Genomic DNA, 24,956 nt, shown 5'->3' on the forward strand with positions numbered 1-24,956 from the left:
ATATACGTCCAATAGGTTAGGATACAGTGCTACTATGACGTCATTGAGAATTAAATTACTAAGATCAACCGCGAGAGCAGTGTATGATTTCTGTGTTGCGTATGCACTACTAGGGGCGTGTTGTGGCAGGTGGCCGGGATTAAAAGTTGAAAGCGTAAAGGTGAAAGGAGTAAGCTGAAAGCGTAAGGCGTGGGTGAGTTAGATTGCTTTCCCGATCATTTGATGGGGCAGTACAAAACGATTGAACAGTGCCTGTAGTAAACAGATCCTTCCTGTCGTCAGGATGACAGGAGGGGGGATCACCACTGTTTTTTAGTCGGTGGGTTTTGCGGCTGAGCCCATCGAGGCAGCGATGGTAAAAAGCTGAAGGATTGAAAACAGATTGCTTGTCCTCATGTGTGGGACAGGCGTTATGCTCAGAATGAATGTATAGAAGGCATTAAGATTCCCGCCTGCGCGGGAATGACGGAATTTGAAGCATGGATGGCACAGAGACCCTTCGACTACGCTCAGGATAACAAATTGGATGAAGATATTTTCCAGCATGATTAGCGTACTAGCGACAGCTTTAGGATTCCCGTTTTCACGGGAATGACGGATTTATTATTGAGGTTAATAACAAAACAACAACTAACTATACAATGAAACCACGTTTATTTTATCACTTTAACAGGCTTAATGCAATGAAGCCACGCCAGCCGGAGTAGCCGAGCTTCTGGCAGGCTGTGGTATAAATAATGGTTCTTTCATAATGCTGCCTGCCTTTAAAAATATCCCTTATCATTAACAAGCTGAAGAAATGTGCCCTGCGCTGCCCCGAATTTCATTGAAGTTAAGGTTAATAGTTTATGGGGTAGGCAGGGTTTTTTCGGGTAGTTTACTGTCCTTCGACTAGGCACAGGATGACACTATTTGTTCAATAGTTTATTGATTATTGTTTGAAATGTTCTTGCCAGCTGAATGAGCTATGGTAAACATGACTACTTTTTCCAACTGATCAGGGAATAACTATTTCTATCAATTTATTAATTCAAAAAATATCATGCGAAAAAATACATTTTTATACGCAGTGGCAGCGCTTTGCCTATGGTTTAACCTATTGAATGCCCAAACCAATCAGACCGTCAGCCCTGTTAAAATCGGTAGTATTTTGCCTGAAAGCTTCTGGAAACAGGAGCATAGCATCTACGCTGGTGGCAAAATAAGTAAACAAAGCCTGGCGCAATACAAGGACAAATTGTTGATCCTTGATTTCTGGGCTACCTGGTGCACCAGTTGTACCAAAAAGTTTAAATATCTCGATAGCATACAAAAAGAATATGAAGGGTTGGCCGTGATACTACTGGTGGATGCCAAAGATACCCGCGATACCCCTGAAAAGATTGCTAAAATGATGAAACGTTTCGATGACAAGCTGAGCAGCATTGTAGCCGATACGGTACTGACCAAACAATTTATCCATACCTCAGTACCCCATTACATATGGATTGCCGGCGGCAATTTTCTGGCTGCTACAGGCAGTGAATTTATGCACAAAGGTAACCTTGATGCGATACTGGAACGACAACAGATGCTAAAGGAGGGGAAGGCGAAAAGTGTTGAAAGTGCCATAAAAAAATAAAACTATAACACTAAGCAAACAAAGAAATGAAGAATATTATTGGCGTTCTCCTATTGGCCTTTTTAATGGCCAAAGCCCAGGCCCAACAACTTTTTACTGTAAAGGTTGTAGATGGAGCGAATATTAAGCCCCTTTCGGGTGCTACAATTATAATTGGCAAAAAACAGTTTTACACCGATGACGGAGGGTTTGCCGATATTAAGCAAGCTGCAGGAAAATATGCTGTTAAGGTAAGCATGGTTGGCTATGTTAGCCTTGATACGCTGATTGTTTTACCCAGTCAAAACCTTGTGCTAAAGCTAAAGCCCCTGGTTAAGCAGCTCGAAGAAGTAACGGTGAGTACCGGCTACCAGAAAGTGAATGCTGAGCGGTTGACCGGAGCATACCAGCAAATTAATAGCGCTATATTAAATGAGCAGGTAGGCAGCAGTATAATGGCGAGGCTCGAAGCCATAGGCAATGGCATCAGTATCGACCGCGAAGGGTACTACCGCGATAGGATGAGCATTCGTGGTGTGACCACTTTCGGTGGCCCAGGAGAAGTATTGGTGGTGCTTGATAATTTCCCTTATGAGGGTAGCCTGGATAACATTAACCCCAACGATGTAGAAAGCATCAGCGTGTTGAAAGATGCTGCCGCAACCTCCATATGGGGTAGCCGGGCAGGCAACGGGGTAATTGTAATTAACACCAAAAAAGGCAAGTATAACCAGCCCCTGAACATTAGTGCCAACATAGCAGGTACTTTCAAGGCGAAGCCTGATTTATACCATTTGCCACAAATGACCAGTAGTGACTTTATTGATGTAGAGTTGCAGTTGTACAAGGCTGGATTTTATAACTCTGATTATAACAGTGCCAATAAACCGGTGCTTTCTCCGGTGGTTGAGCTGATGTATAATACGGCTTTAACACAGGCACAAAAAGATGCACTGATCGCCGCTTACCGTACAAAGGATGTGCGTGACGATTTTAGCAAATACTTTTATCAAAATGCCTATACGCAGCAGTACTATGTACAAGCGGCAGCAGGCGCAAAGGGTTTCGGGTGGACGGCTTCGGCAGGATATGATCAGGCATCGACTGAACTTAACGCTTTGAGCAACCGGCTCAGCTTGCGTTATGCCCTCGGTTTCGACCTGCTTAAAAACCTGAAGATGGATGTAGGTTTGGTGTACACAGGTAGTAACAGCGCCAGTGGCAAGAGCGGTTACGGAAGCGTCATTTCTGGAAGCAGTAACCTGTACCCTTATGCCAGCTTTGCCGATGATGCAGGTAATGCACTTGCCATTGCCCGGGGTTATAGTGCCAGTTACATCAACAGCCTCAGCAATACCAAACTGCTCGACTGGCATTACTATCCGCTGACTGACGACCAATACCAGCAAACGAAAAGCCATCAGGATGATTTAAACCTCAATACAGGTTTAACCTATAAATGGAAAGGTTTATCAGCATCGCTGCTTTACCGTTTGGAACGGCAGTATGCAAAAAGCGAAACCCTTTACGAAATGGGAAGCTTTTATACCAGAAACCTCATTAACAGTTTTACACAGGCAGGTACAGATGGTAGTTTGGTTTACAAAGTACCGGTTGGGGGAATTGATAACAGGTCTACCGCGTTATTACAGGCGCACGATTTACGGGCACAGCTAAATTATGAGAAGCGTTTTGGGCAGCATGGCATAGCAATTATGCTGGGTGGCGAGCGCCGTGAGCAAGACGATACCGGAGATAAATTCCGTAATTATGGCTACAATGCTGCTGTGCTGAGTACTACTGCGGTAGATTACATTTCGGATTTCCCCACTTATGTGACCGGAAGCAGGGCTAATATTCCGGATGGGGCAAGCTTAAGCCACACCAATAACCGCTACGTAAGTACTTATGGTAATTTCAGCTACGATTACCGGGAGCAATATTTATTATATGGAAGTGCCCGCCGGGATGCGACTAATTTTTTTGGGGTAAATACCAACGATAAATGGAAGCCACTGTGGAGTATGGGGGCTGGCTGGATCGTATCAAAGGCAGGATTTTACCATCTGGATGCTGTAGAATTTTTAAAACTTCGTTTAAGTTATGGCTATAGTGGCAATGCCGATCCATCACAAACGGCGGTAACGACACTTCAATATTATGGTACTTCAATTTATACCCAATCGCCTTATGCCATAATCGATAAAAAAGCAAACCCCGATTTAAAGTGGGAAACTGTGGGTACAAGCAATCTGGGTATTGATTTTAAAATGCTAAATGGCCGTTTAAGTGGAAGCGTAGATGCTTATATCAAAACCGGAAAAGATTTACTGGGTGTTTATCCCATTGATTATACCACAGGAGTAGGCTTTTACATTACCCGTAATGTCGCTTCCATGCAGGGAAAAGGTTTTGATATCCAGTTGAATAGTGTCAATACCAATGGGCAGTTCAAGTGGCAAACGCAGTTAAACTTTAGCCGCAATGCCACAAAAGTAACGAATTATTACCTTCGGGCTATCAACGCTTACGAATGGGTAGGCGGTACGAGTGCCAACATCAGCGGCATCGTTGGAAGCCCCCTTTATAGTGTTTATGCCTTTAAGAGCCCGGGGCTTGATTCATCGGGTGATCCGCTGGGTTACCTGAATGGTGTGACCAGTAAAAATTACCAGAGTATCGTAACTAGCGGAACATCGATCAACGACCTGAAATTCTTTGGTTCGGCATTGCCCACCTTTTATGGAAACCTACAAAACCGTTTCAGCTATAAGGGTTTTAGTTTGCAACTGGCCATCAGTTTTAAAATGGGTTATTATTTCAGGCGCAGTACTGTTAGCTACAGCAGCCTGGTAAATAGTGGAAAAGGCCATAGCGATTATGCTGTGCGCTGGCAGAAAGCCGGTGATGAAGCCACTACCAATGTGCCCGCTTTTATTTATCCAAGCAACAGTTACCGAGACCTGTTTTATGCCGCTTCGGAAGTGCTGATCGAAAAAGGCGATCATATCCGCTTTCAGTATGCCAACCTGAGCTATAGTTTGCCAAAAAAACTTTTCAGGAACAAACTCCGATCGGCTGAAATTTACCTGAATACCACGAACCTGGGCATTTTATGGCGTGCCAATAAAAAAGGTATCGATCCCGAATATTCGGGCACAAGCACACTTTTACCTGCCAAAACCTTATCGGCAGGATGCAGGATTAACTTTTAACAGGAATAAGATGAGAAATAAACCAAAATCTATCATAAAAACAGCCATCCTGCTTTTGCTTTTAGCAACAGGTTTAGGCTGTAAAAAATACCTGGATGAAAAGCCCGATCAGAAACTGGCTACTATCCAAACTACCGATGATATGCAGGCACTGCTTGATTATTATCTAAAAATGAATTTTGCCGATCCATCTGTAGCCAACGCCTGTGTCGACGATTACTATGTAACCAACGAGGTATTTGCATCCCGTCCGGTAGAAGAACAGAATATGTATTTATGGAAGGGCGATCACAATTTCGGTGCTTCATCTTCACAGTGGTTTTCTCCTTACGAAATCATTTACATCTGTAATTCAGTACTCGATGCCCTCAATAAGCTTGAACCCTCGGCTACCACCAGCCACATTAAGGCACAAGCCCTGTTTCAGAGGGGGCGTTCGTTTTTAAACATCATTGGTATCTGGACCAAACCTTACAACGCAGCAACGGCAGCAACAGATTTGGGCATCCCGCTCAGGGTGGATGCCAATTTCAATGTGGTTTCTATCCGCGCTACGCTTACCGAAAGTTATGAGCAGGTATTGACCGATCTGCAAACAGCTTTGCCTTTCCTGCCCGCAAAAGAGATTTCGGCAGTAAGACCATCCAAAGGCGCAGCCTATGGCATACTGAGCCGTGCATACCTCCAAATGCGTGATTACAGCCATGCCACACTATATGCAGATAGCGCCTTACAGGTGCAAAACACATTAATAGATTATAATACGCTTACCGCTTCGGCCAACTTCCCGATAGTGCAGCAAAATGTGGAAGTATTGTTTGATAGCAGGGCGCCTACCGTAACCATTTCTTCACAAACACGGGCATTAATCAATCCTGATTTGTATAGCTTGTACAGCACCAATGACCTGAGGAAAACGGTATTCTTCAAAGCTAGCGGTACGGCTTATATCTTTAAGGGCTATTATGCTGGTGCGGCCTCGGTATTTAATGGTATTGCAACTGATGAGTTGCTCTTAACCCGTGCCGAAGGTTATGCCAGGGCAAATAAATTGGACCGGGCACTGGCCGATTTAAATAACCTGCTGATCAACCGGTATAAAAAAGGAACTTTTACGGCTTATGCCAACCTAAGCCAGACGGCCTTACTGACATTGATTAAGGTAGAACGGAGAAAAGAATTGATTATGCGTACCCTGCGGTGGGTTGATCTGAAAAGATGGAATATGGAGGGTGACGGGATAGTGATGAGCCGGACAATCAACGGGGAACAAACGGTTTTACAACCAAACAGCTTGCGCTATGCTTTACCCATTCCTGAAGATGTGATTGTATTGAGCGGGATGCAGCAAAACCCCTGACCAAACGAAATTGTACCTCAGATTATGGATAAATAAAAAAATGCCATGCATAGGCTTGTGGAACAAAGCATCCACAAGCCCGCACGGCACTCTGACAAGCAATCACCGCTTCGTTATGGTTTTTTGTAGATAGCCACATTCATGATGTCGCTATTTGCTGGGAAAACACTGGTATTTTTTAAATGAGCATCTAGTTCATTTTCTGTATCAATACTTTCATCCAGTTTTAACACACAAGGCAAATCACTTCCTGTTTCGCAAGGCGAAGATGTTGGCACAGGTATTTGTGTATAACTTGCACCATCGCGGATATCACTTACATCATCGGATTCGAATTGCCAATAAGTATAGCCAGTTTTTGGTTTTACATCAGTAAACGCATTTAGTGTTACGATAAGGCCGAACCCAACAAGGGCTACCAGGCCTAAGCTTAATTTTTTTAAGTTCATGATATTGTTCAATTAAAGATTTACTATTTAAAATTTGTTTAATGCTATCGGGCTACAGCCTTGCTGTGGCGGGATAAAAGTATTTTACCAATTGTGCGGCAGCCTCCTTTCTTTTTTAATGTTTAGGTGCCATTAATTATGACCAAGGTAGTGCGGATTGGATTTTTAGGGAATAGCAAAAAGGCAGTATTATAGATGATGGAAGATTTAAGATGGAAGATGTAATATGGATGATGTGAAATGGATGGGTTATTTGATGGACCGGAGGTGATTGAGGGTATTTAAAGACATGCCCAGGTAGGAAGCAACTTCTCTTAATGTTACGGTATTGAAGATGTTGCCATGTTGTTGCATGAGCAGTTCGTAGCGTTGGTGCGTGTTGAGTTTTTTCATCATTTGCATGTGGTCGCTAAGGTTTTTTATCAGGGTTTCGAGTACCATTTGTGCGATATTGATAAACTCGGGAAAGCGTTGTGACATGTATTTGAGGTGTATTAAGGGAAGGCTTAGGAGAGTTGCCTTTTCGGTAAGGATTATTGCGGTTTGGGATTTCTTTTTACTGGCGAGGCCCTCAAAAGGAATAATGATTTGCTGCGGGTGCCAGAACCAGATGGTGTTTTGGCTTTGCGTTTCAGGATCGATGACGTATACCCTGGCGGTACCCGAAAGGAGAAAGTGAATGTTTTGCTGTTGCTGGCCGATTTTGATCAGGTGGTGGTTTTTGGGGTAATTGTTCTGGCGAATGGAGGTAGTGAGGTAATCGCGTAAATCGGTTGAGATTTGCTGGTGTGGGCTAATTTGGTCGATTAAAATTTGTAGGGCATCCATGGGTAGGAAGGCTAAAATGTGTTTGATGGGCAAGTGAAGCTTGCCCAAAAGTAGCGGGACTTTTGAACCTGAATTTGATGGCACCTTATTCGAAATTCGATGGAATAGGGATGATTTATTCCACTAATAGCCGATTTCGATAACTAGATGGCCTTCGGCCTCGAAATCCTCGCCGGCTCCTGCCAGCTCGAAAACCCTGTCGGTAATTTTGATGTACTTGCTGTCGTAACCGGTAACGGGTTTTACAGGGGGCTTGATTAGGGAAACCTTAAGCCTGCCGCGAACAGCGATGGCTGTTTGGCTGGCAAGGTTTTGGATGCTTGCCAGGCCAAGGGTTTTAAGGTGGGCAATTTGCTGCGGGCTTAAGATGAAATTGTGATCCAGCCAATGGATAAAGTCCTGGTTAATGGCGTTGTAATGTAATTGCAGCTCCTGGTTGTTTAACTGATACAGCTGTTGCTGAAGCTCCTGGAAGCCTGTTGGGGTAAACGGAAATTTTTTCATACGCTTTTAAGGTTAATAGCCCTGGGGGCATTTTGGACAAACATATTGTGCATTTTTAACTGCCAGGTGCTGGAGGGCCCTAATTGTTGACAAGCGATAGGGAACAGGAGGATGAACGATATACAGCCTTTTTGTACTGGTTGTTATTGCCGAAATGTTTAAATTAGGTATGGTTTGTTTTTCGTTTTTGAAACCATATGCTCATGGATTTTTCAGATATATTCAGGCGATATAATAAGTATTACCCGCCCTTTTATTTAAGGTTGATTGTGTGCCTGGCGGTAGGGCATTTCTTTGTGGCATATGGCGAGGAGGACAGTTTATTGCAGATGTTTAAGGAGCCTGGTTATTACCTCTCGCTGGCGGGGAGTTTTATTATTGCGCTTATTGTTGGCGAGTTTATTAACTGCTGTAACGTTTATTTTGAGCGGCCTTATGTTCCGGGTTATTTATCGCTGCGCCGGATGCTGCTGGTTGCCGGGGTTTGCATTTTTTTATCGGTGCTGCTTGCAATAGGTTTGGCCACGGTTTATTTTTACCTGCGTAATACTTCTATAACCCTTGCCGGTTATTTTACGTACGATTTTGCGGTTGTGATTTGCTTTGTGGTTATGGTTAATGCTTACTATCTGATTGCGAATTTGCTTGCCATGAAACAGGTTTACCGCCGCCACCTGCCAAACCGGAAATTGCCGCCTGTGGCCGCTGATGGACCGACAGCGCCGGCCATTATTTTTAGTGAGGGCAAGGGGAATATGGTTATGCAGTTTGATGGCTGCCGTTTTGGGTGGACAAAGACCCTGGCTGAAACGATAGGAGAATTGCCAGCCGATAGTTATTTTATGGTTAACCGTTCGGAAATTGTGCATTGGGCAGCAATAAGTTACTATGAGGCGGGTGAATCAAATACTTTACGGTTGATTATGATCCCGGCATTTCTGCACTTGCGGATTACGGTAGCACAACGGCGGGTAGTTGATTTTAAGACCTGGTTTGAGCGTGAAAGGCTCCAATCGGGATGAGGGGTTGTAGACGAGAAGGATTACTCATTCGTCATTGCAAAGCCGGGTGAGAGCGGGCTGAAGCAATTGCTTTTCATACACTCCCGCTGATTTCACAGATTACCGCAGAAACCATTTCTATCTGCGTGAATCATCTTAAATCTGCGGGCCATTCTTTTGTTTTATAATTCTTTCATTCCTCTTTAAGGAGATTGCTTCCTCGTACGTCCTCGCAATGACGGGTTGTGGAGGCTGTCATCCTGAGCGTAGTCGAAGGATCTTTTTCATCCTACACCCGCTTAAAAGATCCCTCTATTCCGCTGCGCTACAATCGGGATGACGACTTGTTGAGACCAATGAACTAATGACTAATGAACAGTTGAATAATAATAATTTTTTAAAGAAAAACGTTGACTAAAAGACTGTTAACGCCAACCGTCATGCTGAATTTATTTCAGCATCTCATGAAAGAGAGACCCTGAAACAAGTTCAGGGTGACGTACTGGAGCATCGTTTCGCTCTGAAGCAGTCGGCCTACTCAATCTGTCGTCCTGAGCGTAGTCGAAGGATTATTCAACCGTCATTGTGAAGCCGGGCTGCGGGAGCTGAAGCAATCACTTTTCATACACTCCCGCTGATTTCACAGATTGTCGCAGAGACCATTTTTACCTGCGCAAATCATCTTAAATCTGCGGGCCATCCTTTTATTGTTCTATAATTCTTTTATTCCTCATTGCGAGGCTGGGTGTGAGCGAGCTGATGACGCGTTATAGAGATTGTCCTCCTGAGCGTAGTCGAAGGATTACTCAGCCGTCATTCCTGAATAGTTCGGAACACCACTTGAATGGCTTAAGAAAAAGAATTGCGCCAGCTACCTCATTGTGCATTATTTTGTTAGTTTTATTTCATGATAAAGTACTTTTACCTGTTGTGTTTTTTATTGGCTTTTAACCATACCAAAGCGCAAGAACTTAACGATAATCCATTTGAACTGGCCGCTTCGCTTGTAGAAAAAAACCAATACCAAAAGGCCACGGATACGCTCAGGAAATTGCTTAAGCAGTATAACCGTATACATCATGTAGCAGCCGGTGCACCCAATACCTCCGTATTAGACCAGGCACTGGCCACCTACCAGTCATTTATCGGGGAAGCCTATCCGATAAGGTGGAAGGCGCATCCGCCCAAGCGTAATTATGCAGCGGGATCGACAAGGTTTGAAGCCGCTATACCTTACATTGCCGGGCAGGCGGCATCCCGCCAGGTGGTGATGGTTAACGAAGACCACAATCAGCCAAAACACCGGCTGTTAACTTACAACCTCCTGGATACGCTTTATGCTGAAGGTTTCCGTTACCTGGCGGTTGAAACCATTGATCCTGAAGATTCAAGCATCCGGCAATATGGTTATCCAAAAATGAGCTCCGGAACTTATTCGGTTGAACCCAATATGGCCAATCTGATTCGTAAGGCAGTAAGCTTAGGTTACCACGTAATTGGTTATGAAAGCCAGGATACCACAGAGAACAATGAAAAACAGCAATATTATGCGGATAATTTAAGGGAATTGAACCAGGCACGTAACCTATACCAGATACTCATCAAAGATCCTAAGGCTAAAATAATTGTCCATGCCGGCCATGGCCATGTTTGGGAGAAGACAGACAACGAGTTGATACTGATGGGTGAATACTTTAAGATAATGTCTGGCATCGATCCGCTAACGATAAACCAATCGGTAAATAAGGCAGATGAATTTGAAACCGCCTTGAAGGAGCAAATGGGTACCCGGTTAAGTCCAATGCCTTATGTGGTACTTGATAGCAGGCACCGGCCGCGAACATCGGCTTACGACAGTCCTGATAGTTATGATTTACTGGTTAGCTGGCCAAAGGCAAAGCTTGATCTGGGACGATGGGATTACCTGGCTTTTAAGAGAGGGGCGAAGCCTTACCCGATTTCGGTGGAAGAAAGGGATGCAGGGAAACTGCTCCAAATTAAATCCCTAGATCGTAATGATGAAATCCCGGTAGATCAATTTCTTATAAAACCACTAACCAAAAGGTATCAAAGCTACCTGGAGAAAGGCAAGTATCTGATGCAGCTTGTAGACCTTAATGGAAAAGCCCTTTGGCAAAAGGAGATTGTTGTGGATTGATTAATAAACCGGGTTAAAATTATCTTGTGCGGTTTTTTATCGGGGCAAACCAATTAACCTCAAATAGGTGAAAATCTTACCGCTGTGTTCTGCTTCGTGATAGTTGGCGGCCTGGAGTGCTTCGATATGATTGGTGACCCTAAAGCCCATTGGCAGCGTAAAAGGTTCATAGTTTACGAACAGGCCTGATTCCAGGTCTGTTTCAAGTTGTTCAACCGTAGCCAGTAATAAATGTTTCAGCTCGTTAACATCAGGCATAACAGTCCAGGAAGCGGGCGAGGTGCCGATCTTGAAATTTGCGATGAATTCGCTGGAGATGTGCATGGCCAGGCCGCTTCGCATATACAGGTGCCGCTGTTGCGAAGTGATACAGTGGCCAATCTGCCAGATGATGTTATTGTTAAAACCTGCCGGGATTTTAAATAGGGTTTCCCGATCAGTGGTTTCGATGAGCTGCAATAAGCGGGTCCGGCTGGCCCTTAAAATTTCACATTCAAAAGGTACATTGATCATTGGCGCTGTGCTTAGGTTAGTGCGTCTGCTTTGCGACAGGAGCGGGGTTTGTGGGTATGGCGTAACGATAAATTACGGCATTCTTTCCTTCACTGATGCAGTAATAGGCTTTTCCATCGGGTGTGAAACCAACAGCCTCTCCCTGGGGTTCGAGGGTATAAGGCAATCTTACAGGTGTTCGTGCCAGGGTTTGGGCAATGGGCTCGTTGCCTTTTCGCATCCAGTAATAAACGTTTGTGTAAGTCTTAACGATGATCTGTCGTCCATCACGGGAGATATCACCCGAAACCACATACTTTACCAGGCCTTTGCCGGGCAGGTATAGGCTTCCCTGCTTTTTCATGGTAAGGGTATCCTTGTTTTTGAACAGGAGCGGCGTGGAATAGATGCCAACGGTATCCTGTCGTTTGGAGATGATGATGAGTTCCTTTAAAAGCGGATCGACCATTAAGGTTTCGGCATCCTGAGGGCCATTGGGATATTTGAGCTGTACAGACTCGCCTTCGATCTGCATCTTCGCTGATAGTTTGCCAGGCTCCGGGAAACGGTATACCGTAACATAAGGGTGCTTGCCTGCGTTGTCGCCGATATCACCAAGGTAAATGTAGTTTTTGTTTTTTATCGGGCCGGGGCCGCCAGCGATGTCCTCGCAATCTGTTACGCCCAGATGCTTGATTGAGGGATCGCCCTTGAAATATATGGTAGAAAGTAAATTGCCTTTGGCATCGATGGCAAAGAACCGGGAGGTATCGCCACTGTCGTTATGTACGAAAAACAGGTTGTCTTTCGCGATAAACAGGCCGGAGGTTTCGCTGATTTCAGCAGGGATAAGCCTTGGTTTTGTGTCCTGTGCAGCTGCGTAAAGGCCTGTGCATAGCAGGAAAAAAGTAAAAAGTACAGTTCTTGCCGGGGCTAATGCCGGGGCTTTATTTGGGTTGGGGTTCATCAGGATGTGGAGTTTTAATAACTGAGGGCTAATTTGAACATCCTTTTTGAAACGGGCAAGTTAATTGGTAAAAAAAGAAGAATTGTGGGGTGGCGATTAAATCGGGATGACGACTTGGAAAGACCAATCAAGGAATGTTCAATGACCAATGTTCAATAACCAATTATCAAAAATGTTAACTAAGAGATTATTAACGCCAAACGTCATGCTGAATTTATTTCAGCATCTCATGAAAGAGAGACCCTGAAACAAGTTCAGGGTGACGGACTGGAGCGGCGTTTCGCTATGAAGGAGTTGTCCTTACTCAAGCTGTCCTCCTGAGCGTAGTCGAAGGATTTCTCAGCCGTTTTTGCGAGGTTGGGTGAGAGCGAGCTGAAGCAATCGCTCTTCATATACTCCCGCTGATTTCACAGATTACCGCAGAAACCATTTCTATCTGGGCAAATCATCTTAAATCTGCGGGCCATCCTTTTCATTGTTTAATAATTCTTTCATTCCTCATTGCAAAGCCAGGTCGTCCCTACTCAAGCTGTCATCCTGAGCGTAGTCGAAGGATTTTTTCGTTTTACATCGACTTTAAAAGATCCCTCTATTCCGCTGCGCTGCAATCGGGATGACGGCTTGTTGAGACTAATGAACTAATGACAAATGAACCAATCAAGGAATGTTCAATGACCAATGTTCAATAACCAATTATCAAAAATGTTAACGAAGAGATTATTAACGCCAAACGTCATGCTGAATTTATTTCAGCATCTCATGAAAGAGAGACCCTGAAACAAGTTCAGGGTGACGGACTGGAGCGGCGTTTCGCTCTGAAGCATTCGTCCTTACTCAAACTGTCATCCTGAGCGTAGCCGAAGGATCTTTAGGCAGTTGATACCTAAAACATATTTTTTATGGCCTCAAGGTAATCCGGCCGGTTGCATTTGTCAAAACGGATATCGAAACACTGGTTAAATGCCACAAAGGCTTTGAGTGCATCAGCAAATTTTTCAATTGTTTTTTGCTGCAGCTCAACGGCTTCGAAGTGGATGTTGTTTACCTGCAGGATCTTTTTCTTCCGGTCGGCCTTTGCATCCATCCTGGCAATAAACACATCGCCGGCAAGTATGGGAAGGGAAAAGTAGCCATATATCCTTTTAGGTGCAGGAACAAAACACTCGATCTGGTAATCGAAATCAAAGAAATCGCGCAGGCGGTGGCGGAATACATTCAGGATGTCAAAAGGTGAGAGGATAAATACCCCGTCTGAAACTTCAAGGTTGATATGCTGCTCTTTAAGCATATAAAGCGGACCTTTGATTCCCGCTACCGTAACCATTAAAACTTCGCCCTCTTCAACCATGCTGTTCAGTTCGGTTTTTACCAGGTTTCCTTTAACCCTTCTCGAACGCCAGGCCATTTCCTTTACCGATGAAATACCCAGTGCAGCTAATGTTCTTTTGATGATATACCTTGCAAACTCCCTGGGATTGGGCAGGTTTGTATCTATTTCTGCAGGAACCAGGTTTAAAGGAATATCATAGCTTTTATGGAACTTGTAATCACGGCTGATCATGAGCTTTCCTTCCAGGTATAACCTTTCCAGGGCAACTTTGGCTGGCCGCCAATCCCACCAGCCTGTGCTGGCCTGCTGCCGGTCGTTTTCAAAATCGCCCACCCGTACCGCTCCATCACGTTCTACCTGATCCATGATCTGCTGCATTAAAAGGGCTTCTGCTTTGCCAAGTTCTTTGCCTTTCTCTGTATAGGCAGCTTTTATGGGCAAGGAAAAGCGGAAATCTGCCATTGGCCAGAAGCCTGCATCGGAACTTACATATTCGAAAACCCTGCCTTCTTCGCAAAGTTCGTTAAGCCAGCTGGGGTCGTAATCGGGTACCCTCGAAAAGAGTACATGATGATGCGCCCGCTCGACCACATAGTTTGTATCGAGCTGTACAAAGCCCAGGTGTTGGATAAACCGATCGGCTGCATCGATACCGAAACCAAACTGCGCAGATCTGGCTAAGCCGGCAGCTTCAAGAATGATTTTTCTGGCCTGTGATTTCGATAGGGTGAGGGTTTGCATTTTACTAAAATAGAAAATGCAGGCTTAAGACTCAACCTGAAAGGTAATAAATTTTTTAGCTTAAGGCAGCTTCGATTACCCTGTAATAGTTTCAGAGGCTACCTAAATAGGTGTTGAATTAAGTCGAAGGATCTTTTTTGTTTAACATGCATTTTAAAAGATCCCTCTATTCCGCTGCGCTGCAATCGGGATGACGACTTGTTGAGACTAATGAACTAATGACAAAGGAACCAATCAAGGAATGTTCAATAACAAATTTTCAAAAAAAACGTTGACTAAAAGACTGTTAACACCAAACGTCATGCTGAATTTATTTCAGCATCTCATGAAAGAGAGACCCTGAAACAAGTTCAGGGTGACGGTCTGGAGCGGCGTTTCGCTCTGAAGCAATCGCTCTTCATACGCTCCCGCTGATTTCACAGATTACCGCAGAAACCATTTCTACGTGCGCAAATCATCTTAAATCTGCGGGCTATCCTTTTCATTGTTTTATAATTCTTTCATTCGTTATTGCGAAGCCGGGTGAGAGCGAGCTGAAGCAATCGCTCTTCATGTGCTCCGCTGATTTCACAGATTACCGCAGAAACCATTTCTATCTGCGCAAATCATCTTAAATCTGCGGGCTATCCTTTTCATTGTTTTTTAATTCTTGCATTCGCTATTGCAAAGCCGGGCTTGTGGGAGCTGAAGCAATCTGTTTAATATCCATTTAAAAGATCCCGCTGTTGCGCTGCGCTGCAATCGGGATAACGACTTGTGGAGGAAATGGGGTGGAGCTTGCTATCAATTGTTTCTAAAAACCAAAAGCCGGGTGTATATTTACCAGTAAAATTAGAAGGAATGAGTGCCGGAAACGACTTAAAAAGACTAAACCGACTGAGTGCAATTCTACTGCAGTTACAAACCAGGCGAGCGGTAAAAGCTTCAGAACTGGCCAATAAATTCCAGGTGAGTATCCGCACCATTTACCGTGATATTAATGCGCTGGAACAAATTGGGGTGCCGGTTTATTCCATTCAAGATAAAGGCTATTCGTTAGCTGAGGGTTACAAAATTTCGCCAGTAATGTTCTCCGAAGAAGAGGCAAATGCATTGCTTACAGCAGGTCAAATCATGAGTGGTAACGATCCTTCGCTTAGTGTCACATTTTATCAGGCACTGGATAAAATACGTGCAGTGCTTAATCCGGAAACCAGGGATAAGCTGGCCTTTCTTTCGGAGCGGATCGCCGTCAGTCCTTTCATTGTTCAACAGGAAAACCAATGGCTGGCAACAATTCAGAAAGCACTGACAAATTTTTGTGTGCTTGAAATAAGTTATCAGTCGTCCGATCAGACCTTAACAGAGCGTGTAATTGAACCTTTTGCATTTTACTACAGTGAGCAGGGGCAATGGATACTGATTGCTTATTGCAGGTTGAGGGCAGATTACAGAATGTTCAGGCTCGACCGTATTGAATCGTTAAGGTATACAGAAACACATTTCGAACCTCATCAGTTAATGCTAAAAGATTATTTAGCAGCAAAAGAAAAAAACTTTGGTAAGGCGTGACAAACCGTTGTCATAAGCCTGGTATAAATTTGCTGAAACAATTAAATAATCAGCAATGAAATTACTCTCTATTAGAATCATCACGTCGAACATGAACGGGATGATTGATTTTTACGAAAAGATAACTGGTGAAAATGCTACCCGTTATACACCCGATTTCGCCGAAGTTAAAACCGATACACTTACCATCGCTATTGGCAGTACGGAAACCCTGCAGCTTTTTGGGGGTGCTGAAATTGCATCAGCAGCTTCTAACAGAAGCCTTATTATTGAGTTTTTAACTAAAAATGTTGAAGATGATTTTGAAAAGATTTCGGCTTTTCCTGGTATCGAAATTGTTCAGCCACCAACACTGATGCCCTGGGGAAATCTATCGCTGTTAATCCGTGATCCTGATGGAAATCTTGTAAATATTTTCCGGCCGGTATCGGATGAGGCAAAAGCTAAGTTTAATATAGTTGAGTAGTTAATTATTGGTCAGGTATTAATAGCGTATGTCATATTGAGTTTTGTTGAAGGATCTCTCAGCCGTCATTGCGAGGCGGGGTGAGAGCTAGCTGAAGCAATCGCTCTTCATATGCTCCCGCTGATTTCACAGATTACCGCAGAAACCATTTCTATCTGTGTGAATCATTTTAAATATGCGGGCCATCTTTTTCATTGTCTTATAATTCTTTCATTCGTTATTGCGAGGCTGGGTGAGAGCGAGCTAGTTTATCCAGGTTTTAGGGAAAGCAATCGCTCTTCATATGCTCCCGCTGATTTCACAGATTACCGCAGAAACCATTTCTATCTGCGCAAATCATCTTAAATCTGCGGGCCATATTTTTCATTGATTTATAATTCTTTCATTCCTCATCGCGAGGCGGGGTGAGAGCGAGCTGAAGCAATCGCTCTTCATATGCTCCCGCTGATTTCACAGATTACCGCAGAAACCATTTCTATCTGCGCAAATCATCTTAAATCTGCGGGCCATATTTTTCATTGTTTTATAATTCTTTCATTCCTCATCGCGAGGCGGGGTGAGAGCGAGCTGAAGCAATCGCTCTTCATATGCTCCCGCTGATTTCACAGATTACCGCAGAAACCATTTCTATCTGTGCGAATCATCTTAAATCTGCGGGCTATGAATGATATTGGGGCTAATTAGAAATTCAGAATCTGGCGTTAAGACACAGGAAGCGGGCTGTTCCCATTCCAGTCTTTCCAATATTGTTAACAAGGCTTTTACTTAAATAAGTTAAGCTTTTTAAAAGATTTAGGAAAAAGAAACTATCTTTAGTTGATTAACTAAAACGTTTAACCTAACCAATGAAACAATGAATTTTAAACCAATCCGGAACAGCTATATCCTTTCTGGCCTGATGCTACTGCTTGCGGGCGACCTGGCTGCTCAGGTACCCAAGTTACCTACGAAATGGACTACACAAGCTGCTTCAGCTAAAATTCCATTTCCTGAATATCCCCGTCCGCAACTTCAGCGTAAGGAATGGCTAAACCTGAACGGAAAATGGGAGTACCTTGGTGGCAAGGATGCGCCAACGGCTCAATCGCCTAAACAGGCTATATCCTTTACGGGTAAAAAGGAAAATATTCTTGTGCCTTACTGTCCTGAGTCTTTTCTTTCGGGAATTGAAAGAAAACAGGAAATCAACATGTGGTATAAACGCGACTTTGAGCTGCCGGCAGATTGGAAAGGCAAAAAAGTACTGGTGCATTTTGATGGTGTAGACCATGAGGCAACCGTATTTGTAAACGGTAAACCGGCTGGTAAGCATTCCGGAGCATATGATGCTTTTTCGTTTGATATTAGCACATTACTAAAACCTGGGAGTAATTCGCTGGTTGTTGCAGCCTACGACCCCAACGATGGAAAAGCACCATCGGGCAAGAACGGGCCACGTGGCGATTATACTTTCAGTTCGGGTATATGGCAAAGTGTGTGGCTGGAACCTGTTGGCAGTACCTACATAGAAAATATCCACCTGACACCCGATGTGGAAAACAACAGGCTGGCTATTTCGGTAGCGGCGAACCAGGGGCAGATTACTGTTACGGCGCTTGACGGAAATAAAACGGTATCGCAGGTATCTGGCGGAACAGGAACAACACTTTTTCTTCCGATAAAACAAGCTAAGTTATGGTCGCCGGATGATCCTTTTCTTTACGACCTTAAAATTGTACTTAAAGATAAAAACGGCAAAGTAACGGATGAAGCGATGAGTTACTTTGGTATGCGTGATATCAAACTCGGCAAGGTAAATGGGGTTGTCAGGCCCTTGCTGAATGGTAAGTTCGAGATGCAGGTTGGCCTTCTGGATCAGGGCTACTGGCCAGATGGTATTTTGACTGCACCAACTGAAGAAGCGCTTAAATCAGACCTTGAGTTTACGAAAAATGCAGGTTTTAACCTGATTCGTAAGCATATGAAAACCGAACCGAAAAGGTTTTATTACTGGGCTGATAAAATGGGTATACTGCTTTGGCAGGATATGCCCGCCATGTGGTACCAGAACGAGGATACGCTGAAAAACAGAAGTGCTTTCCGGAAGGAGCTTAAAGCGGTAATGGACGACCTGCATAATTCGCCATCAATTATTTCATGGGTACCTTTCAATGAAAACTGGGGTGCGTTTGATGTAAAGGAAATTACGGCCTGGGTAAAGAAATACGATCCTTCCAGGTTGGTAAACGGAAACTCAGGTTTTAATAATAATCCCGGATATCAAAAAGCCCTGGGCGACCCCGGAAATGGTGATTTTGTTGATACGCATATCTATATCGGACCAAAAGGTGCATCAAAGCCAGATGCGAACAGGGCAGCATCACTTGGTGAATATGGTGGGATAGGTCTTTTTGTACGCGGGCATATGTGGCCTGTAGAAAACAATGCCTATGGTTATGAGCCAACGGTTAGTTCGCTTAGTGATCGCTACGTATTATTGATGCAACAGGTTGAGCAGCTAATGCTTTATCACGGCCTTAGTACCGCTGTTTATACCCAAACCACCGACGTAGAACATGAGGTTAACGGTTTGCTCACTTACGACCGTGAAGTGGAAAAAATGGATGTGAAAAAAGTAAGGGAAATCAATAAAGCGATTATCGAATCGGGTAGGACTTTAGGGAAAGCAGAAAATAAATAATCCTTATTGTAAAATACTGAAATACAGTGTTAAAAGCCGGGCTGGAAGAAAAGAGCAGTCCTGCTTTTTTATGAATAATGGTTGTTGTTTTAGTTGATAAATGGCCAGGTATTGGTTTCCTGATAAGCCGATATTTTGTTATATAAATCTTTTGAAGTGCAACGTTGCATACTTTCCTGCGTCGTTTGAGGGAAATAAGAATCCTGTTTTTTGATTCTTTTAAAGTGAAAATAAATCCCTCTAAACGCTTAAAATGAAGAAACATCTGTTAACGCTCATCCTCCTCGTTCTTTCTTTTCAACTTTTTGCCCAGCTTAAAATGGTAACCGGAACTGTTACTGACACAGCGCAGGTAGCCATTGTTAATGCCAGCATTCAGGTTTACCGTTATGCTGAGACTAAACCTTATGCCAGTGCTGTAACCGATGGTAATGGAAAGTTTAATGTCCCGGTAATGCCAAAAGATATTATACAGGTTAGCCACATAGGCTATCTGAGTTTCCGTTTCGGTGTTGATGGTAACGAGTTTCCTGCAGTAAAGCTTAAGTATGATGAAAACAAGCTCGGTGAGATTACCGTAAAAGGCGTCAAGCCACTTGTAGAACTCCAATTTGACCGGACGGTTGTAAATGTTGATGGCGATGCGAAAGCAGGAATTAATGCGGTAGATGTGATCCGTAAAATCCCTGGCCTGATCATCTTAAATGGAAATGAAATCCGTTTTGAAGGAAAAGGCATTACGATTAATATTGATGATAAGCCAACACGACTTAGTGGCAGTGATCTGATTAATATGTTGAATTCGACGAGTACGGGAAATATTTCAAAGGTAGAGGTGCTTTACAATCCATCGGCAAAATACGATGCACAGGGCGAGGGTGGAATCCTGAACATCAAAACGATTAAGCGGGTAAAACCTGGTTACGATGGTAGCTTAAGTCTTACCGGAGGATATGGCTGGAAATACCTCACAGGTAATAATGCTTCTTTATCCCTTAATTACCGTAAGTTAAAAGATTATTTTTACCTATCGTACGGTATTAGTAAAGGGAAGCAATATCAGGAAATCCAAACCAATACCCGAATCCGTAACATCAACCAGCATTTACTCGATTCAGCCATATTTAACAGTCCATATACGAGTCAGAATTTACGGTTTGGATATGATCATTATTTCAATAAAAAAAGCATTTTCGGTATTCTTTTAACAGGCTATTATAATGCCAGCGACCCAAGAAGGGAAACCAGTACACAAATATTTTCAAACCTGGCGCAAAGCGATTCTACCCGAAAATCGACCAACCTTAGCGAGCGCCTCAGCAAAGGTTTTAATATTAACTTAAATTACAAGTTAACACTCGACTCGTCCACTCAACAGGAAATTATCATGGATGCTGATTTAGGTCGTTTTAATTATCATGACGATAATTTTATTGGCTTGAAACTATTGAGTGACGATGGATCAATCCTTGGGCAACCATATAGTTTGCTGCAAGATGGTAAAACGCTAACCAACATACTTAGCTTTAAAACCGATTATACACAGAAAGTTAAGGGAGGTACTTTCGAAACAGGTGTGAAAATAAGTAATGTACATATTGAAAATGACTTTAATTCAATCCGAAAGAATGATGCCGGTAATGGCTTTGACAATGGGAGTAATCTTTTCAATTACAATGAAACCATTGCAGCCGGATATGTTAACAGGAAGTTTGAACTTCGAAAACTAACCGTTCAAACCGGGCTAAGGGCCGAGCATACTTTTACACGCAGTTATTCACCAACACTCGATAGTACCATCAAGAGGGATTATTTAAGTCTTTTTCCAAATTTAGTCCTGGGTTACAAAATAAAAAGCCATTCCCTTTCCGCTTCGTACTCCCGCAGAATCGGGCGACCGAATTACAGTTATCTTAATCCTTTTAGTATTGTAAGAAGCGCTTATTCTATCCTGCAGGGAAATCCATATCTTTTACCATCATTTACCGATAATTTCCGCCTGGGTTATGGCTTCAAAGGGAAATATACTTTTTCGGTAACCTATCGCAGTGCACAGGATGTGATTACCGATTTAAGCAGGATAGATGATTTAAGTAAGGTAACAACAGACACCAAAGCAAATCTGTCTGCCAACCGGAATTATGGGGCAAACCTGGGCTATTACAACAAGTTGTTTAAAATTTGGGATGTTGGGCTGTCGGTTGGGTTTTCTAATAGTCGTTATCGCTTTAATTATCAAAATGAAGTGGTTTCTATTGCGCAGACTTCCTTTACCTATTCGCTTGATAACCGGATTACCCTGAAGAAAAGCTGGTGGCTAAATGCTTTCTTATACGGACAAACACGGGTAACTTATGGAAACCAGATTAATCTTCCCTTTTCATACCTCAACCTATCGGCCGGAAAAAATATTTTGAAGGGCAAAGCCAGTTTAAGCTTAACATTGAATGATATTTATTACGGAAGCATTACCCGAAGCAAAACGATGTATGGTAATCTTGATTACGATACCTACAGTAAATATGATAGTCGTAATGTACGACTGAATTTTACCTATAATTTTGGTAATACACAGGTAAAGATACGCAGAAGAACTTCTGGTTCTTTGGAGGAGCAGGGCAGGAGTAATTAAAAATTAATACTCCGGATTTTCACTATCCGGAGTATTTTTTGTTTTTATATCATCTTTAGTTTCCTAACCTTTCGCAAGTTCAGATAGCAAGAGTTTTTCTGTGTTTGGGTCTTCAGGTCCCGGGGCATTAAAACTCACAATTTTCCCCTCCTTATCGATGATGATGTATTTTGGGATCGCATTGGCTACGTACGAACGGGCAATAGTGCCATCATTATCCCGAAGCTGTATCCAGTTCGGGTTTTCTTCTTTCAAAGCCTGACGCCATTCTTTTTCACCATCAGATACTGCGATTCCCAAAAAGGCAATTTTTTCATTGTCTTTGTGTTTTTCGTAAAGCTTTTTATAGGCGGGCATTGCTTCCCTGCAAGGCGCACACCAGCTGGCCCAAAGGTCTATGTAAACAACTTTTCCTTTGAAATCGGCCAGGCGGTAAGTCTTCCCATCGGCGCTAAATAAAGTGAAGTCTGGTGCGGGCTTTCCAATCTGCACCTGCATCAGCTGCTTTTCTTTTTCATTGAATACTTCTGTAATTTCACCTTTGTAGGTATGATCAGAAAGGCTTGTCAGGTAGGGTTCAACTCTTTTCTTCGAAGCATTTAATCCTTCTATCGATTTAGCCGCATTAATATTTGAAATAATAACCCTCGACAGGTAATAATCCAATACTTTACCATTTAAAACTTCTTTTATACTTTTCAGGTTATAACCCTCCTGTTTGGATAGTGTAGAATCCTGCGCTTTATCAAGCTGCCTGTGGTAGGATACAGAGTTACCAAGCAACCAGGTTTTATAGTCTTCAGAATTTAAGTAGCTATCGTTAGAAATACCATTCTTAAATGCGGTTGGTGTATGTTCTTTAACAAGGGAGCTCATCTTTTCATAGCTATATTTATTCATGGCAATATGCTCGAGCAGGTTGTATAAAGCAATAGATTGATTATCAACCTCAATCATTCGCTTAAAGGTATCGAAGTATTTATCTTTCGAGGTGTTTTTAGCGAAGACAAGCTTCTGTATGGAGTCTTGTAATTTTTGTTCCGACTGGATATAGCTGAGCAAGTCTTCAAGGTTCATCTCATACCAGCTGCTGCCGCGTGGCCTTGAAGCGTAAACTGAATCGAGCATTGTCCGGTAACGATTCACCGCTGCACCTTTACCTGTGATCTTTTTACCTGCAAAGAGTGTTTTGTAATCGGTAGCATCGCCGGTAATGCTTAGTTCATAACCTGGTGCAACGTAAATCTGGTTAATCTGGGTCCGGTTATTTTGTATACTGGTACGCTGGGGTCTGGTTATTTTATAGGTTTTCAGGTAAAATGAACCATCTTCTTTCAAATGTATGGTGTCAATAGTGATTTTCTCCTTTTCATCCAGAAAAAATATTTTAAGCATCTTTTCGGGCGAATTGATAAGCTTGCCTTGTATTACGAATGGCTCCTTTGCGGGTTTTTGTGCCAAAAGATTTAACGTTAATAATACAAGCGTTGATAGTGTCAGGGATTTTCTCATGGTTACAAATGGCTGATACCTTGAAGGTAAAGACTATCTTTTAAATAAACAACTAATTTTTTAGTTTTATTTTGAGGTGCTGATTAAATCTTAAATAATTTGAGAGATAAACGGTTGTTTGTTGGCTAAAATTTGATAAATTTAAAATAGTGCTGGTATCCGTGCAACCTTTTACCTGTTTCAGCGTCAGTATTAAAACAACGAACTAAAACACAATAACTTTATGAAATCTGGAATAACGCTTTTGCTGCTGTTTCTCTTTACAGCCAGTACTTCATTTGCACAGAAAAAACTGCGCATTATTAATGCCGCAACAAACAGTGTAGATATAAAAGAAGATAATTATCCTGTGCGTAAGAATGCATGGAAAGTGGTGCCTGAAGAAAAGCTCGATGTGTACACGACAAATGCCAGGAAAGTTACTTTTTATACAGATAAGGAATCAATTTCTTTTAATGTTGATCCGAAGGTTGGTAAATACGATTTTATAATACTGGTGAATGGAAAAGATACTGCCCGAACGCAGGTAAAATATGATGCCAAAGCGCCTGATCGCAGACCAATTGCTTACCTGGATACACTTAGAAAAGGTGCAAAGTATAACCAGCTAGATAAACGGGAAATTCCTGCCTTCAGTTATCAGTCAATGGAAAACGAAAACCTGGTGAAAATCCGTAAAGATCTGAAACTGGATTCTATAGCAGGCAAAGGTAATGAACTGTCGAAAGTGTTCAATTTGCTGCATTGGGTACATAACCTGATTCGCCATGATGGCAGCAGCAACAATCCAACCTTAAAGAATGCAATAGATCTGATTAAAGTTTGCAGGGAAGAAAACAGGGGTGTTAACTGCCGCATGCTGGCCACCGTACTTAATGAGTGCTATCTTTCGATGGGAATTGTTTCGAGGTACATCACCTGTATGCCAAAGGAAACCAATTTTGATGATTGCCACGTAATTAACATGGTTTACAGCCGCGATTTAAAGAAATGGATATGGATAGATCCGACTTTTGATGCTTATGTTATGGATGAAAAGGGGGGATTGCTTGGTATTGAAGAGGTGCGTGAACGTTTAATAAAGGGATTACCATTGGTATTAAATGCAGATGCCAACTGGAACCGTGATTACCTGCAATCGAAAGAATACTACCTGCAAACTTATATGGCCAAAAACCTTTACCGCCTCGAAACACCGCTAATCAGTCAGTATGATTCAGAAACCTGGAAGAAAGGGATGGAGGTAACTTATGTTGAATTACTACCGCTTGACGGGCTGGTACAGGGACCACAGAAAAAAGAAGCACTGGTAGAAAAAACAGGTGTAAAGTTTACCAATTATAAAACGAATAATCCGGCGCTTTTCTGGACAACGCCACAATAGCATTTAATCTTTGTTGATTAGCGAAGCCTCCGTTATGAAATAACGGGGGCTTTTCACTTCATACTGAACCTAAAGGCGAATAAAAT

17 protein-coding genes are annotated in these 24,956 nt (G+C 42.8%); 10 read left to right on the forward strand and 7 right to left on the reverse strand.

Annotated elements, in window-relative coordinates:
* Positions 1–1,042 precede the first annotated feature (1,042 nt).
* The 3 genes from R2R71_RS11655 to R2R71_RS11665 are packed head-to-tail and all read left to right on the forward strand — an operon-like array spanning position 1,043 to position 6,175.
* Positions 1,043–1,621 carry a TlpA disulfide reductase family protein gene (locus R2R71_RS11655; protein ID WP_316831443.1) on the forward strand — a complete coding sequence of 193 codons (579 nt, stop codon included), beginning with the start codon at positions 1,043–1,045 and terminating at the stop codon, positions 1,619–1,621.
* A 26-nt stretch (positions 1,622–1,647) separates the two neighbouring features.
* Positions 1,648–4,815 carry a SusC/RagA family TonB-linked outer membrane protein gene (locus R2R71_RS11660; protein ID WP_316831444.1) on the forward strand — a complete coding sequence of 1,056 codons (3,168 nt, stop codon included), beginning with the start codon at positions 1,648–1,650 and terminating at the stop codon, positions 4,813–4,815.
* Positions 4,816–4,825: 10 nt separating this feature from the next.
* Positions 4,826–6,175: a RagB/SusD family nutrient uptake outer membrane protein gene (locus R2R71_RS11665; protein WP_316831445.1), complete on the forward strand. Its 1,350-nt coding sequence runs from the start codon at positions 4,826–4,828 to the stop codon at positions 6,173–6,175.
* 113 nt (positions 6,176–6,288) lie between these two features.
* Here the strand turns inward: R2R71_RS11665 and R2R71_RS11670 are convergent, their stop codons facing one another.
* The 3 genes from R2R71_RS11670 to R2R71_RS11680 all read right to left on the reverse strand — a co-directional run bounded on the left by R2R71_RS11670 (position 6,289) and on the right by R2R71_RS11680 (position 7,956).
* On the reverse strand, positions 6,289–6,624 hold the full coding sequence (locus R2R71_RS11670) for a hypothetical protein (protein WP_316831446.1): 336 nt from the start codon (positions 6,622–6,624) through the stop codon (positions 6,289–6,291).
* Positions 6,625–6,873: 249 nt separating this feature from the next.
* Entirely contained in the window at positions 6,874–7,452 is a 579-nt protein-coding gene (locus R2R71_RS11675; RefSeq protein ID WP_316831447.1) for a Crp/Fnr family transcriptional regulator, read from the reverse strand.
* A 123-nt stretch (positions 7,453–7,575) separates the two neighbouring features.
* Positions 7,576–7,956, reverse strand: a complete 381-nt coding sequence (locus R2R71_RS11680; protein WP_316831448.1) for a hypothetical protein — start codon at positions 7,954–7,956, stop codon at positions 7,576–7,578.
* Positions 7,957–8,159: 203 nt separating this feature from the next.
* Between R2R71_RS11680 and R2R71_RS11685 the strand changes: the two genes are divergently transcribed.
* A complete protein-coding gene (locus R2R71_RS11685; RefSeq protein WP_316831449.1) occupies positions 8,160–8,978 on the forward strand; it encodes a LytTR family transcriptional regulator DNA-binding domain-containing protein in 819 nt (272 codons plus the stop codon).
* Between the two features lie 886 nt (positions 8,979–9,864).
* Complete coding sequence (locus R2R71_RS11690; RefSeq protein WP_316831450.1) at positions 9,865–11,115, forward strand: hypothetical protein; 1,251 nt, start codon at positions 9,865–9,867, stop codon at positions 11,113–11,115.
* A gap of 36 nt (positions 11,116–11,151) precedes the next feature.
* Here R2R71_RS11690 and R2R71_RS11695 read toward each other — a convergent pair whose 3' ends face one another.
* The 3 genes from R2R71_RS11695 to R2R71_RS11705 form a co-directional block, all read right to left on the reverse strand.
* The gene (locus tag R2R71_RS11695) at positions 11,152–11,628 is read right to left on the reverse strand and encodes a DinB family protein (RefSeq protein ID WP_316831451.1); all 477 of its coding nucleotides are present in this window, start codon (positions 11,626–11,628) and stop codon (positions 11,152–11,154) included.
* Between the two features lie 16 nt (positions 11,629–11,644).
* Complete coding sequence (locus tag R2R71_RS11700) at positions 11,645–12,574, reverse strand: hypothetical protein (RefSeq protein WP_316831452.1); 930 nt, start codon at positions 12,572–12,574, stop codon at positions 11,645–11,647.
* Positions 12,575–13,457: 883 nt separating this feature from the next.
* A complete protein-coding gene (locus tag R2R71_RS11705) occupies positions 13,458–14,645 on the reverse strand; it encodes a winged helix-turn-helix domain-containing protein (RefSeq protein ID WP_316831453.1) in 1,188 nt (395 codons plus the stop codon).
* 840 nt (positions 14,646–15,485) lie between these two features.
* Here R2R71_RS11705 and R2R71_RS11710 point away from each other — a divergent pair.
* From R2R71_RS11710 to R2R71_RS11725, 4 genes are all read left to right on the forward strand, one after another.
* Entirely contained in the window at positions 15,486–16,196 is a 711-nt protein-coding gene (locus tag R2R71_RS11710) for a YafY family protein (RefSeq protein WP_316831454.1), read from the forward strand.
* 55 nt (positions 16,197–16,251) lie between these two features.
* Positions 16,252–16,662: a VOC family protein gene (locus tag R2R71_RS11715; protein WP_316831455.1), complete on the forward strand. Its 411-nt coding sequence runs from the start codon at positions 16,252–16,254 to the stop codon at positions 16,660–16,662.
* An 853-nt stretch (positions 16,663–17,515) separates the two neighbouring features.
* Positions 17,516–19,342 carry a glycoside hydrolase family 2 protein gene (locus tag R2R71_RS11720; RefSeq protein WP_316831456.1) on the forward strand — a complete coding sequence of 609 codons (1,827 nt, stop codon included), beginning with the start codon at positions 17,516–17,518 and terminating at the stop codon, positions 19,340–19,342.
* A 253-nt stretch (positions 19,343–19,595) separates the two neighbouring features.
* A complete protein-coding gene (locus tag R2R71_RS11725; protein ID WP_316831457.1) occupies positions 19,596–21,974 on the forward strand; it encodes an outer membrane beta-barrel protein in 2,379 nt (792 codons plus the stop codon).
* A 63-nt stretch (positions 21,975–22,037) separates the two neighbouring features.
* Here R2R71_RS11725 and R2R71_RS11730 read toward each other — a convergent pair whose 3' ends face one another.
* Positions 22,038–23,486 (reverse strand): TlpA family protein disulfide reductase, encoded by a 1,449-nt coding sequence (locus R2R71_RS11730; protein WP_316831458.1) that lies wholly within the window; start codon positions 23,484–23,486, stop codon positions 22,038–22,040.
* 223 nt (positions 23,487–23,709) lie between these two features.
* Here R2R71_RS11730 and R2R71_RS11735 point away from each other — a divergent pair, with 223 nt between their 5' ends.
* Positions 23,710–24,870, forward strand: coding sequence for a transglutaminase domain-containing protein (locus tag R2R71_RS11735; RefSeq protein WP_316831459.1), 1,161 nt, complete (start codon positions 23,710–23,712; stop codon positions 24,868–24,870).
* Positions 24,871–24,956: the final 86 nt, after the last annotated feature.

This window comes from Pedobacter aquatilis, assembly GCF_032678405.1.
GTDB classification, from domain to species: domain Bacteria; phylum Bacteroidota; class Bacteroidia; order Sphingobacteriales; family Sphingobacteriaceae; genus Pedobacter; species Pedobacter aquatilis_A.